Source organism: Vibrio sp. Isolate32 (assembly GCF_022397955.1).
GTDB lineage: Bacteria > Pseudomonadota > Gammaproteobacteria > Enterobacterales > Vibrionaceae > Vibrio.
The window spans coordinates 23,234-35,889 of sequence record NZ_JAKEUQ010000016.1 but is presented as its reverse complement, the minus strand read 5'-3'; the positions used below and the strand labels follow the sequence as shown (position 1 = coordinate 35,889).

Annotated in this window: 15 protein-coding genes; 10 read left to right on the top strand and 5 right to left on the bottom strand. The window is 43.6% G+C overall.

The features are described 5' to 3' along the window. Positions 1-12 precede the first annotated feature (12 nt). From L1D11_RS13230 to L1D11_RS13205, 6 genes are all read left to right on the top strand, one after another. Positions 13-783 (top strand): aspartate/glutamate racemase family protein, encoded by a 771-nt coding sequence (locus tag L1D11_RS13230; RefSeq protein ID WP_239834151.1) that lies wholly within the window; start codon positions 13-15, stop codon positions 781-783. 23 nt (positions 784-806) lie between these two features. Next, positions 807-1,769: a DMT family transporter gene (locus L1D11_RS13225; protein WP_239834155.1), complete on the top strand. Its 963-nt coding sequence runs from the start codon at positions 807-809 to the stop codon at positions 1,767-1,769. 81 nt (positions 1,770-1,850) lie between these two features. Continuing rightward, on the top strand, positions 1,851-2,846 hold the full coding sequence (locus L1D11_RS13220; RefSeq protein ID WP_239834150.1) for a DMT family transporter: 996 nt from the start codon (positions 1,851-1,853) through the stop codon (positions 2,844-2,846). 3 nt (positions 2,847-2,849) lie between these two features. Continuing rightward, a complete protein-coding gene (locus L1D11_RS13215) occupies positions 2,850-3,017 on the top strand; it encodes a hypothetical protein (protein ID WP_239834149.1) in 168 nt (55 codons plus the stop codon). A 168-nt stretch (positions 3,018-3,185) separates the two neighbouring features. Beyond that, a complete protein-coding gene (locus tag L1D11_RS13210; protein ID WP_239834148.1) occupies positions 3,186-3,338 on the top strand; it encodes a hypothetical protein in 153 nt (50 codons plus the stop codon). Positions 3,339-3,370: 32 nt separating this feature from the next. Continuing rightward, positions 3,371-4,522 carry a M20 aminoacylase family protein gene (locus L1D11_RS13205; protein WP_239834147.1) on the top strand — a complete coding sequence of 384 codons (1,152 nt, stop codon included), beginning with the start codon at positions 3,371-3,373 and terminating at the stop codon, positions 4,520-4,522. 83 nt (positions 4,523-4,605) lie between these two features. Here L1D11_RS13205 and L1D11_RS13200 read toward each other — a convergent pair whose 3' ends face one another. From L1D11_RS13200 to L1D11_RS13190, 3 genes are all read right to left on the bottom strand, one after another. Continuing rightward, complete coding sequence (locus L1D11_RS13200; protein ID WP_239834146.1) at positions 4,606-5,235, bottom strand: bifunctional 4-hydroxy-2-oxoglutarate aldolase/2-dehydro-3-deoxy-phosphogluconate aldolase; 630 nt, start codon at positions 5,233-5,235, stop codon at positions 4,606-4,608. A 15-nt stretch (positions 5,236-5,250) separates the two neighbouring features. After that, positions 5,251-6,207, bottom strand: a complete 957-nt coding sequence (locus L1D11_RS13195; protein WP_239834145.1) for a sugar kinase — start codon at positions 6,205-6,207, stop codon at positions 5,251-5,253. A gap of 100 nt (positions 6,208-6,307) precedes the next feature. After that, positions 6,308-7,741: a PTS transporter subunit EIIC gene (locus tag L1D11_RS13190; RefSeq protein ID WP_239834144.1), complete on the bottom strand. Its 1,434-nt coding sequence runs from the start codon at positions 7,739-7,741 to the stop codon at positions 6,308-6,310. Positions 7,742-8,002: 261 nt separating this feature from the next. On the opposite strand from L1D11_RS13190, the gene L1D11_RS13185 reads away from it, so the two are divergent. Continuing rightward, positions 8,003-9,202 carry an enolase C-terminal domain-like protein gene (locus L1D11_RS13185; RefSeq protein WP_239834848.1) on the top strand — a complete coding sequence of 400 codons (1,200 nt, stop codon included), beginning with the start codon at positions 8,003-8,005 and terminating at the stop codon, positions 9,200-9,202. Positions 9,203-9,375: 173 nt separating this feature from the next. Here the strand turns inward: L1D11_RS13185 and L1D11_RS13180 are convergent, their stop codons facing one another. Then, positions 9,376-10,083 (bottom strand): GntR family transcriptional regulator, encoded by a 708-nt coding sequence (locus tag L1D11_RS13180; RefSeq protein WP_239833412.1) that lies wholly within the window; start codon positions 10,081-10,083, stop codon positions 9,376-9,378. Positions 10,084-10,449: 366 nt separating this feature from the next. Here L1D11_RS13180 and L1D11_RS13175 point away from each other — a divergent pair, with 366 nt between their 5' ends. Genes L1D11_RS13175 through L1D11_RS13165 form a run of 3 tightly spaced genes read left to right on the top strand, consistent with a single transcriptional unit; the run spans position 10,450 to position 11,941 of the window. Beyond that, positions 10,450-11,073 carry an HAD family phosphatase gene (locus tag L1D11_RS13175; RefSeq protein ID WP_239833411.1) on the top strand — a complete coding sequence of 208 codons (624 nt, stop codon included), beginning with the start codon at positions 10,450-10,452 and terminating at the stop codon, positions 11,071-11,073. Positions 11,074-11,108: 35 nt separating this feature from the next. After that, positions 11,109-11,330: a hypothetical protein gene (locus L1D11_RS13170; protein ID WP_239833410.1), complete on the top strand. Its 222-nt coding sequence runs from the start codon at positions 11,109-11,111 to the stop codon at positions 11,328-11,330. Further along, positions 11,330-11,941 (top strand): hypothetical protein, encoded by a 612-nt coding sequence (locus L1D11_RS13165; RefSeq protein ID WP_239833409.1) that lies wholly within the window; start codon positions 11,330-11,332, stop codon positions 11,939-11,941. The genes L1D11_RS13170 and L1D11_RS13165 overlap by 1 nt, the downstream gene beginning before the upstream one ends. A 92-nt stretch (positions 11,942-12,033) precedes the next feature. Here L1D11_RS13165 and L1D11_RS13160 read toward each other — a convergent pair whose 3' ends face one another. Then, on the bottom strand, positions 12,034-12,600 hold the full coding sequence (locus L1D11_RS13160) for a sugar O-acetyltransferase (RefSeq protein WP_239833408.1): 567 nt from the start codon (positions 12,598-12,600) through the stop codon (positions 12,034-12,036). Positions 12,601-12,656: the final 56 nt, after the last annotated feature.

Here is a 12,656-nt window from a genome sequence, read left to right as displayed (position 1 = left end):
TACGAGTTTCTCATGCAAACAATAGAACAGTTTCGACAATTTGAAATCCCATTACAGCATGTTCAGGCCCCAAGGATTGGTCGAGTTCATATCGGTTTAGTGCAACTAAGTACTGACCACTCTTTAGAGATGGACTGGGCAAAATTACTGGGTAGACAAGCAGGAGTGTTTAGCTCCCGTGTTTATTACAGCAGCGAAATGACTCCAGAAGCGCTCGACCAAATTGCGGTTGGGATCAGCGAAGCATCAGATCTGATAGCGACGGGTTTACCCATGGATGTCATGGCGTTTGGTTGCACTTCAGCCTCTATCATTATCGGTGAAGAAAAAGTCGCTAACCTTCTTACACAAAATCGCGGTGATATTCCCGCCACCAATCCATGGACAGCTGCTCAAGCCGCATTTAAGCACTTGGGTGCAAAAAAAGTTGCTGTGTTTTCCCCTTACCCAACAGAAGTGAATTTCCCTCTTTATCAACAACTGACTGCCGCTGGCTTTGAAGTTCCTGTTTTAGGTTCACTTGGCATTGAGAAAGACACTGACATCACGACGGTTTCAAAGGAATCGATGATGGAAGCGTTGAACAAAATGTTACCTAACTCTGGTGCTGATGTGGTGTTTATGTCTTGCACCAACCTTCGTGTTCTTGACCACATTCAAGAGATAGAAGACCGATTTGGTGTCCCAGTCGTGTGCAGCAACTCTGCGATGTTCTGGCACTGCATGCACTTAGTTGGCAACAAAGCTCAATGTCCAGGTTACGGACAATTGCTCAATCAATAGCAACGAATGAAAGGAATTTAATGATGAGTAATACAGTAAAAGGTTGGATTGCGGCTATTTTCATTGGCCTGTTATGGGGTATTCCATGGATCGTAGGGACACCTATTTTAGAAGTAATGGACGCACAAGTCTTGGTATGGGTTCGCTATACCGTAGCTTTCATTACTCTGTTTGTGATTATCCAAGTCAGCAATGCGATGGGTAAACCACAGAAAAAAGTCGATTTTAAACTTAATTGGGCAAACCGACACGACATCTTCTGGGCGGCATGTTGCGGCATTATTGGTCAAGGTGCTTTCAGTTTTCTATCGTTCCTATCTCTTGATTACATTACCGCTTCAGAAAACGGCGTGATCCAAGGCCTTATCCCAATCATCATTTTGTGTGTTGGTTTCCTTCGCCACGGCGAGCGTTTTACACCACTACAAATTTTGGCAGCCGTTGGCGCCTTCGTTGGTGTCACTATTTTGGTAATGGATCCTTCTGTTGAAGGCAGCGGGTTTAACATTGGTCATTTGATCTGTCTTGGTAGTGCCGCGAGCTTCTCTACGATGGCTTACGCTCGTGCCAAGCTTGCTGAGAAATATGGTTCAGTGGCGACGATGTATCACCAGTTTGTTTTTGCGGCAATTGGCTTCGGTCTTTACCTATTGGTTGTCGGCGCCGATTTCTCTTCAGCGCTAGGCATCTTTAGCTCTCCACTTCGTATGCTCTGTATTGCGATTCTAGGCGTCGGTATCTCTGGTATTAGTTACCTGATTTACATCTACGCAATGGAACGTGTTGGCGTAGACGGAACGGGTATGGCACTTAACTTGATGCCTCTGTCTTCTTTTGTCCTGGCTGTGTTTGCTCTCGGTGAAGCGGTAACACCAATGCGATTACTTGCGATAGCCGTGGTTATTGGTTCGATGATGATGTTCATGAAATTTGGCAAGGTGAAGAAAAAAACGCCTCAGCTGAAAACGGCGACAGAAGCGAATTAACCACTAGTTTTTATATGTAAATCATCAGTATTCAGGCGGTGTTCTGCACCGCCGTTATCAAAAGTTATGGAAGATAGACAGATGAACACAACAAACAGAGACACAATTTTAGGATGGACTGCTGCCATCGCTGTAGCCTGTATCTGGGGCGTAACTGGGGTGGTATCAAAGCCACTTTCTATGGCTGTTGACCCGATGACATTGGTATTTTTCCGCTACGTTACTGCGGTAATTGGCCTTTCCATCATTTTCTTTTTTACATCACGTAGCAAAAGCTTGAGCGCTGATTTAGGTTCTTCATTAAAGATCGATACCAAAGATATTGGACGCATTGCACTTTGTGGCATCGTAGGGCAAGGTGTTTTCTCGTTATTTAACTTCCTTTCTCTTTCTCATATCGGTGCAACCGAAAACGGTGTTATTCAAGGCATGCAACCTTTCGCGACAGTATTCTTTGGCATGATGTTTATGAACTTCCGCATGAACAATATTCAGTGGGGGGCTTTCATTGCCTCTGCAGTATGTATCTATGCGATGAGTGTTGGTCCAACAAATAGCATCGAAGGCGGTACACCGTTGTTAGGCTATGTGTACGTGACTTGCTCTATGCTCGCTCTAGCATGGACTGCTCACTTGAGAGCGAGTTTGGCAGATAAATATGGCTCAGTTGTTTCTATGCTGTACCAATACATTTCGGTTGCTGTCATGGGCATTATTGTTGTGATCACCATGGGGTTGGACCTATCTCAGATCTACATCATATTCTCTAGCCCATTGTTGATTGCGCTGCTTATTTTCCTAGGTACAGGTATCTCTGGTGGTAGCTACTTGATTCAGTTGTACTCTTTCAAACGTATTGGTGTAGAGAAAGCGACAATGGCTCTTAACTTAATGCCTTTGGTTGGTTACTTGGTGGCCGTTATAACACTTGGCGAACAGATGGCAATGGGTAAAACCATCGTTGTTTCATTAATTGTGGTTGCACTTTACGTGTTCACGAAGTTTGAGACAAAGCGGGAAGAACAATCATCAGAAAATTTAGCTTGCGTTAAAAAAGCAACACCAGAAGCGAGCTAAGTGATGAAATCAGTGACTAAAGGTTGGATAGCGGCAATTGGCGTAGGGTTGTTACGGGGTTCAGAGGGCGCATTAGCTACCTTGCCATTACAAACCATTGATGCGCGATTGTTGGTGTGGCTACGCTACATGATGGCATTCTTTGTTTTATCTTTAGTCCTGATTTTCTAAGCAATGATCCACAAGAAAACTCAAAGCAAACCGAAGTTGGCGTTGAGTTGGGCTAATCGGAGCGATCTATTCAAGTTGTTGGTGTGCGGTGTCGTTGGCCAAGGTTTGTTTAGCTTTCTTTCGTTTCTCTCGTTGGACCATATTTCACTGTGAGAAAATGGCGTCACCATGTTAGTGCTAGCTCCTCCGTTTACTTCTCAAGATAGAGGGGTAAACATCGGGCACCTGATTTGTCTATTGAGTGTGCTGAGCTTTGCGTCGGTGACTCATTTACGCGCTCAACTTGCAGAAAAATACGGTGCAACTTGCACCATGTATTAACAATTTAATTTTAAGTATTTATTGGAGTTTCCATGACTAACATTGCCAACGTTACAGAATGGCGCCGCCATTTACATCAGTACCCAGAATTCGGTACTGAAGAGTTCATAACATCTGAATTCGTAGCGAACAAGCTCGAAGAGTTCGGCATTGAAGTTCAACGCGGTATTGGCGGAACAGGTGTGCTTGGAATTCTGAAAAATGGCACAAGCGATCGCTCGATTGGTTTACGTGCGGATATGGATGCACTGCGCATTCATGAACAGAACACTTTTTGTCACGCTTCAAAACATGAAGGAGCAATGCACGCTTGTGGACATGATGGCCATACCGCAATGCTACTGGGTGCGGCGCAAGAGTTAGCAACCAGTAAGCAATTCGATGGCACTGTGTACTTCATTTTCCAACCAGATGAAGAGCGAGGCACAGGAGCGAAAGCGATGATCGCTGATGGCTTGTTCACTCGTTGGAATATGGATGCGATTTACGCTATGCATAACTTACCGGGTATCCCAGAAGGTAAATTTGTGACTCGTCCAAGCTCGCTTATGGCAAGTGAAAGTAGTTTTGAAATTGTGATCAAAGCGACGGGCGGCCACGCGGCGATGCCACACATGGGAACCGATCCGATTGTGGTTGGGGCTCAGGTGGTCACAGCACTGCAAACTATCGTTTCGCGTCATTTGAGCGCCATTGATGAGACGGCGGTTATCTCGGTGACTAACTTTGTTACCAATGGCACCGTGAATGTGATTCCTTCGCAAGTGACTATTTCTGGTGACACTCGCAGCTTTACCGATCAAGCATTACACAAGATTGAGAAAGCGATTGAGCGTGTCGTCGCTGGCCAGTGCATGTCGGCAGGTGTTGATTATCAATACCACTTCAACAACAGCTTCTTATCAACGATTAACACGCCTGAAGAGACTGCTCACGCAGTGAAAGCAGCACAAGCGGTTGTTGGTGAAGAGAATGTGAATGGAGCATGTGAACGCTTCACCATAAGTGAGGATTTCTCGTTCATGTTACGCGAAGTAAAAGGGTGTTATGTGTTAGTTGGGAATGGTGTTGGTGAATGTGGAGGCACTGCGCTTCATAACCCACACTACGATTTCAACGATAATATTCTGGAGTACGGTGTTGGGTTCTGGAAGACTTTGGTAGAACAACAATTGTCGCAGTAAATTGATGAAAAAAGAGCGAGAGGCTAACTTCTCGCTCTTTTTGTATGTAAGTCGTTATTAAGTTTTTGAATTAATTGGCTTTCTTAGCGGGTCACCTGCTTAACAATCTCTCGCGTTAGGCGGGCAATCTCATCCCACGCGCCATTTTCAACGAGTTTTTTGTCGACCATCCACGTACCACCACAGGCTAATACCTGAGGCACTGCTAAGTAGTTATCGATGTTTGATGGCGTGATACCGCCTGTAGGCATGAGTCTAATGTCGCCGTATGGGCCAACGAGTGATTTCACCATGCTGATCCCACCTGAAGCTTCTGCTGGGAAGAACTTCAAGGTTGTTAGACCCATTTCTAATGCCGCTTCAACGGTGCTTGGATTGTTCACTCCTGGAATGATATCGATGCCGATCTCTTGGCATGCTTTAACTGTGTTCGGATTAAAGCCCGGTGAAACCACAAAGGTCGCGCCCGCTTCTTTTGCTGCCAGTGCTTGCTCACTATTTAAAATTGTTCCGGCACCAATCAGCATGTCAGGCTGAGCTTCTCGTAGCAGTCGAATAGCTTCAACAGCTGCGTCTGAACGGAACGTAATCTCAGCGGCTGGCAGTCCATTTTCAGCCAATACCTTGCCTAGTGGGATAATATCCTCTGCGTTATCTAGAGCAATAACAGGGATGACTTTAAGTGCGTTTAGCTGTTCGTTAATTGTAGGCATGTGTACTTCTTAATGTCAGTTTGAAAGAGTGTCGGTGATGGATTTTGGGATGATTGCGCCATGATGTTGAATGACCAGTCTCGCCAGTGCATTACCTTTGCGACAGGCTTGCTCAACAGAGCCACCCGATAGATAACAAGATAAGAAACCACCATTGAATGAATCACCGGCCGAAGTGCTATCGATGACGGTTTCGACTGGCGTGGTCTTAATGAGGCTTGGTGCTTTCTCTGGAGTTTCACTGACCAAACAGCCTTCAGCACCGAGTTTTATAATGATGGTCTTCACGCCAAGCCTGTGTAGTCGGTCGATGGTGTCTTGAGGTGTTTGGTCGCCCCATAGTTGCTGTTCATCATCAAAGGTAACCAAAGCGATATCAGTGATTTGATAACCCAATTGATAGCTCTCTTTGGTCGCGTTTTCTGATTCCCATAGCTTCGATCGGTAGTTACTGTCAAAAGCGATAGTGACGCCTCTTGAACGCAGTTTCTGGATGAATTCTAGTAACTTGATTTGATCGCTTTGTGGCAATATCGCTAGCGATATACCGCTGAAAAAGATCATATCCACATCGTTTAGTGATTGGCAGATCTCATCGAAATTAGGGTGTTGAACTAGATAGCGTGCAGCAGAGTTGTTGCGCCAGTATAAGAAGGTTCTTTCCCCTTCGTCATCCAGCTGAATCAAGTACAGGCCTGGAGAACGTTTCTCGTCGATAACGACAAGATCTGTCGATATGCCCTCACTTTGCCATCGTTCTAGCATCTGTTGGCTAATGGCGTCAGATCCAAGCGCAGTCACGTAGCTGGTACGTATTGAAGGATTGCCTGTCTGTTCAACATTGCTGGTGGCACTTCGGTTTAGGTAAACAGCGGCGTTGAGCGTGTCTCCGCCATAGCTTTGTTGCATGGTGCCAAATGGTGCGCCATTCAGTTCAATCATGCATTCGCCGATAATCGCAATATGGCTCATAGTGTGCCTTTTTGAAAAGTTGGATTGCTGGGTATCAAATGATGGAACGTGGCTACAAAGCAGGTAGCCACGTGGATCTTTTGAGCAAGTCAAAAGGAGCTTATTTGTTGTCTAGTTTCACAAACAACATGGTTAGAATGAAAGATAGTGTGAATACACCCACCACGCCCATGATTGCTTGAAGGAAGTTTTTTGTACCGCTTGCAAGGTAAGCTGGCAGGCTGAATACAGAAGAAAGAATGTAGCTCGTTAAGTGAGTATCAATCGTTACTGAGATAGCACCGAATACACCTGCTGCTAAACTCGCAGTCATCATCGCTTTGGTGTATTTAGTTAGGACACCAAACAGAGCTGGCTCTGTAATACCTAGAATCGCCGTTACACTTGAACCCATCGTAATCGAAGATTGCTCTTTAGAAACTGTCTTGCGCTGTTTGTGCCAGATAGCCATGGTTGCACCCGCAATCGCCATGTTACCCAAACACATGATAGGCATCAGCAGATCCTTGCCATACAGTGCAAAGTTATTCAGGCTAATTGGCGTCATGCTGTGGTGAATACCAAATACAATAGTAATTGGGCGAGTTAGACCAAATACAAAGCCCGTTAGCGTCGGAGAGATCTCCAGTAATGAACTCATTACCCAACCAGCACCGTTACTTAGCCAAATGCCCGCAGGGCCAACAAAAGATAGTGTGATGGTAGAAGTTACTGTAAACGCTAGCAGCGGTGTGAATACAGGCTTAGCTGAAGCAGGGACCATTCGATCAACCAGAGGTGTCACTTTAGATAGCAACCAGATTGCAAGAATCGCAGGAACAATTGCACCGCCGTAGTTAAGTAATTCAATAGGAACCACGCCAAGAACCGTTAGCTCCGGAGCTGCGCCTGCGTCTTTTAGCATCGCCGCTTTATCTACTAGCTTGGGTGCTAGCATTGCTGAGGAAACAGCAAGTGCTATGTACTCATTTACTTTAAAGACCTTGGCTGCAGAGAAAGAAACCAGCATAGGTAAGAAGAAGAACACCGCAATAGAAATTGAACGGAAGAAGTAAACAGTGTCTGAGGTTTCAGAGATAACATTGGTAGCAATAAGGCCTGATAGCAGGCCCATTAACATACCGGCACCCGCAATGGCGGGTACTACAGGGCCAAAGATACCAGCAACAATGCGCATCACGCCTTGGAATAGTTTGCCTTTCTCTAGCTCATCAGCAGAACTTGCATTAGCTTGTTGCGTATTTGATAGGGCGTTGAACCACTTCTCTACCTCAACCCCGATGATAACTTGAGTTTGACCTTGTTGAAGAACGACACCTTTCACACCTGTGATTTGCTTGATGTCATCTTCGTTAGCCAATGACTCGTCGGCTAATTTGAATCTCAGTCTTGTCATACAGTGCGTGATACTCACGATGTTCTCTTCACCGCCAAGAGCAGTGACTAATAACTGTATATTTTCTTTGAAGTTTTTCTTTTTCGATGATGACTTAGAGCTATTCACAACGGCATCACTCTTTTCTACCATTTGCATACTAAACCTGTTATTGGAATATATTTAACTCGAGAAATCATAACGATAACCAATTTAAATCCAACGGAATAAAAAGAGATCTCAATCACATTTAAAATCTGAAAAATTATTTTTTCACCGTTTTTTGCCAATTGGTATGTTTTGTTTATCAAAAAAAAACACTTAACGTACCAATTATTTTTAGGCAAAAATTAGCGCTTGAAATGTGATTTTTAAAGCGGTTAGATAATAGGAGTTGACTTAAGTTTAGGTTATTTAATTGTGAAAGAAACTATTATATCCGATATCCATTGTATTATTACTAAGCCAGACAGGCACAATCTCATTACCGTGGTAGTTGAAACGAATGAAGGCGTGACTGGGTTTGGGTGTGCGACATTCCAACAACGACCGCTTGCTGTGAAAACAATGGTCGATGAATATTTAAAACCTATTCTTATTGGAAAAAACGCCAATAATATTGAAGACTTATGGCAAATGATGATGGTTAACGCTTACTGGCGAAATGGCCCTGTCATCAATAATGCAATTTCTGGTGTTGATATGGCACTGTGGGATATTAAAGCCAAATTGGCGGGTATGCCGTTACATCAATTATTTGGTGGTAAGTCTCGTGATGCAATTCCTGTATACACACACGCGACTAGCGACACCATGGAAGGTATTTATAAGTTGGTGGAATCTTTCCTAGACAAAGGTTACAAGCACATTCGTTGTCAGCTTGGTTTCTATGGAGGTGTTCCAACTGATTTGCATACCACTCAAAACCCGACTGAAGGTTCGTACTACGACCAAGATCAGTACATGGACAATACGTTAAAGATGTTTAAGTCGCTGAGAGAGAAATATGGTAACCAATTCCATATCCTTCACGATGTTCATGAGCGCCTATTCCCGAACCAAGCGATACAATTTGCCAAAGAAGTTGAGCAATATAGGCCTTACTTCATTGAAGATATCCTGCCGCCAAATCAAACGGAATGGTTGGATAATATTCGCAGCCAGAGCTCAGTTTCATTAGGTTTAGGGGAGTTGTTTAATAACCCTGAAGAGTGGAAATCATTGATTGCTAACCGTCGTATTGATTTCATTCGTTGTCATGTTTCACAGATTGGTGGCATTACCCCAGCTCTGAAACTAGGTCATCTATGTCAGAACTTTGGTGTTCGTATTGCATGGCATTGCCCACCAGATATGACGCCAATTGGTGCAGCGGTAAACACGCATTTGAATGTGCATTTACACAATGCGGCCATTCAAGAACATGTCGAGTACAACGAAAACACGCACAAGGTATTCCCGAACGCTGCAGAGCCAATTAATGGCTACTTATACGCTTCAGAAATCGCAGGTATTGGTGTTGAAATCGACCGAGAGGTTGCAGCCGAGTTCCCTGTTATGTATCGCCCCCACGAGTGGACTCAAAGCCGCCTTCCTGATGGCGCTATCCATACCCCTTAACTCGTATTTTTAATATAAAATGGCCGCTATTAGCGGCCATTTTTTTGAGTTAATTTGATTGGTCTAATTAAAATTAGGTACTAACAAGATTATATTATTGATGGTTTAAATTGATATTTTTAATAGCTAGCCACTAACCCTATCAACTAAATATAATTATCATCTTCTCATTATTATTTTTTGTCTCGGTAACTCATACTTTCACTGTTAAAAGGTGTGTGATACGTGCATTGGTAATTAATATCAATAATATCGCTGACTATAAATAACTCACCAGACGCTAAGAAACCTCGGTTAGTAATGTTCATAGCAGCGACATTCTTTTTACAACCAAGCAGTTCAGCATCTTCTTTAGATACGTTAACAGCCTGATAAGTCGTCAAATAACTATCGATCTGCAGCCCTTTTGACAAAGCGTGCTTTTGAATCGAGCTTTCTATGATCTCCGCATTCATTTCAGGAAATACGCTAACTGGGATTTTTGCTTCTTCAATTTGAACCACTTTATTGTTGATCAATCGAAGGCGTCTAATTTTCCAAATATATTCGTTGTCGCTTAATGAAAAAATTTGCTGTTCGTGATTGTCGGGTAGTGCTTTGTTCAACTGGATCTTTTTGTAAGAGATCTCCTCAAAGCTGTTCTCTGTGATCGAGTTGTAGACTAAAGGTGTACCAATCAGAGCGGTGTTGACGAAGTAACCTGAACCCACCTTAGATGTGACCATGCCAATCGCTTCTAGCTTTGCTAGTGCCTTTCGAATAGTAAATCGAGATAACCCATATATTTCAGTGAGTTCTCTTTCTGCTGGAAGCTTATGGTTGATACTGTTTTGGCAAATTTTGCTCACAATATCTTGAACAACTAATTCATATTTTTTCATTCTAAAAACTTAAAAAAGCACTCATGGTGATTAAATTATAGTTAACTAAATCAGATACTCAGCACATTCCGAACTAGCCGGCAATTCTAACATAGAAGGCCAATTATATGATGAGAAATGAGCCGTGTTCTATCGTAAAAATGCTTCTGACAGCGCATCGACAATCGTGTTGTCTAAAGCTGATTTATGTTGATGATTGACTCGTTAATGAATATTGCGAAGGCCGTTGTAATGATGGTCTTTTTTGTGCTCTGTTGGTTGTATATTCTACTCGGGGCTTTTAATTTATAAACGTGTGTTATGAACATTGATGTGTGGCACTTTGTGTCTCTTTACCATCAATGACATGCGTTCATAGGAGTGTGTATGAGTTCTAATGAAATCAAAAATGTGGTGTTTGATGTGGGTAATGTCATTGTGCGTTGGGCACCACTGGAAATTGCCCGTCTTACTTTTGGTGATATTGAAGACTTGGAGTCTCGATCACGTTCTATTTTCCAAAGTGCAATTTGGTTGGATTTAAACAAAGGCTTCTTGAGCGAAAGCGAGGCCAAGCTTTGTTATCAACGCGAACTCAACTTATCTCCATTAGAGTGTGTTCGCCTGTTTTATTACGTTAAACAAACGCAGATCTTACTGCATGGTTCTGTAGAACTCATTGAGCGTGTAAAGCGCTCTGGCTATGCCGTGTATGCTCTGACCGATAATGTGGTCGAGATTGTCGAGTACTTGAAAAAGACCTACGAATTTTGGCCATTATTTGATGGTGCGGCGGTATCTGCAGAGCTTGGCATGCTCAAACCGCAGCCCCAAATTTACCAAGCGCTGCTATCTGAAAACAACCTCAAAGCGTCAGAAACTGTCTTCATTGATGACATGCCTTATAACGTCAAAGGGGCGGAAGCAGTAGGCATAGCAGGTATCCAATTTGTCGATGCCGAACAGTGTCAAAATGCGTTACAGAGGCTAGGTGTTAATTTAAAAGAGTGACGTACAGCGAGATACCTTCACTGATGATGAGGAAAATGAAAAGATACCCATCTAAATCGATCGTTACATTCTTGATTCTGACATTGTCGGTGTTGGTATTGTTTGTCGCTGTTGTGCTTCAAATTCGCGGTGATAAGGCATGTGACGATTGTTACGAATCAGACAAAGGGCCGTTAAATATGTCCTCTACAATGGAACATCACCCTCTGTCATTCCCAGTATTCATAACACCTTGTTGCTCTACCGAGTTCCGTTGATGCAAGCGTTCGAACTTGAATCTATGCCGCCGGTGACCATTAGAGTATGGCAGGACCAAAAAGACTATTTAGATGAACAAGAGCGAAGTCTTGGCTATCGATACGCTTTCTCTACTGGGTATATGGAGCCTAAGAGTCACGAAATCAGGTTGCTTCACTTTGGTGGTGAAATTCAAAAGACTGCGCTACATGAATTTGTGCATTTACTGACACTTCAAATCAACCCCAACTTCGCGAACAACCCTCGTTGGTTGTGGGAAGCGGTGGCTATCTATAAATCTGAAGATTATTGGTTCCATATGAATAACCGGAATGCCATCAAATCCCGCTTTGATGGGCTTGTTCAAGAGTTATACATAAACCCGAATGGTGGTTCAACAATCTATGAAGTCGGTTATACCATCGGTGAGTTTATCGAGCGTTCTTGGGGGGAAGAGGCTTTTATCAAGCTCATAATGAGTAACGGTGATGTATCAGGAATAACGAATGAGCCGATAGAGTCGCTATTTTCAGGGTGGAAGGATTTTGTGAAAACCACTTATCTTAGCTCACCACAAACCGAGTATGAGAAGGCTTTAGAGCGGAGCCCGTTACAGGCCTCTGAGCAATGAATGAGATGAACTAAGCTAACTATTAAACTAAGAGCCATGTTATTGAAACATGGCTCTGTTTGTTTTTAGCTTTTGATAAGCAACGTACTTGGTTAGTCGTGGGCTTGTTCGGCATTCAAGTATCGAATTAGCTTCGCTGGTGTGCCGCCGTATAGGGAGTCTGGTGGTACATCACTGTTGACCACAGAGTTGGCTGCGATCACAGAGCGAGCGCCAATGGTCACGCCTTGGTTAATCACCGAGTTTCCACCAATCCAGACATCATCTTCGACTGTAATCGGTAGGCAGAAAGTTTCCCACTTACGACGGCTGAGGTAGTTCAGCGAGTGAGAGGCCGTATAAAACTGCGCACTTGGCCCCACCAATACATTGTTGCTTATTTTGATATTCGCGCCATCAAGCATCACTACGTTCATGTTGATAAAGGTGTCGTTACCGATCTCGATGGTTTTACCAAACTCGCAATGAAAAGGAGGTCGGACAACGCTGCTGCCTACTTTACCAAATAGATTAGCTTGAAGGCTTGGCTGCTGAGTATCGTCTGAACATTGATTGAAGTCTGACAGAGCCTTGCTCGCATGAGTACGCATGTGGTCTATCTCATGGTCTGCGCCATCAAAAATTTCGCCGGATAGCATTTTCTGGAGTTCTGTTTTCATTGTTTGCATCTCACTAGTCAACATGGGCATTAGAATACGGAGATACAGACATAAAA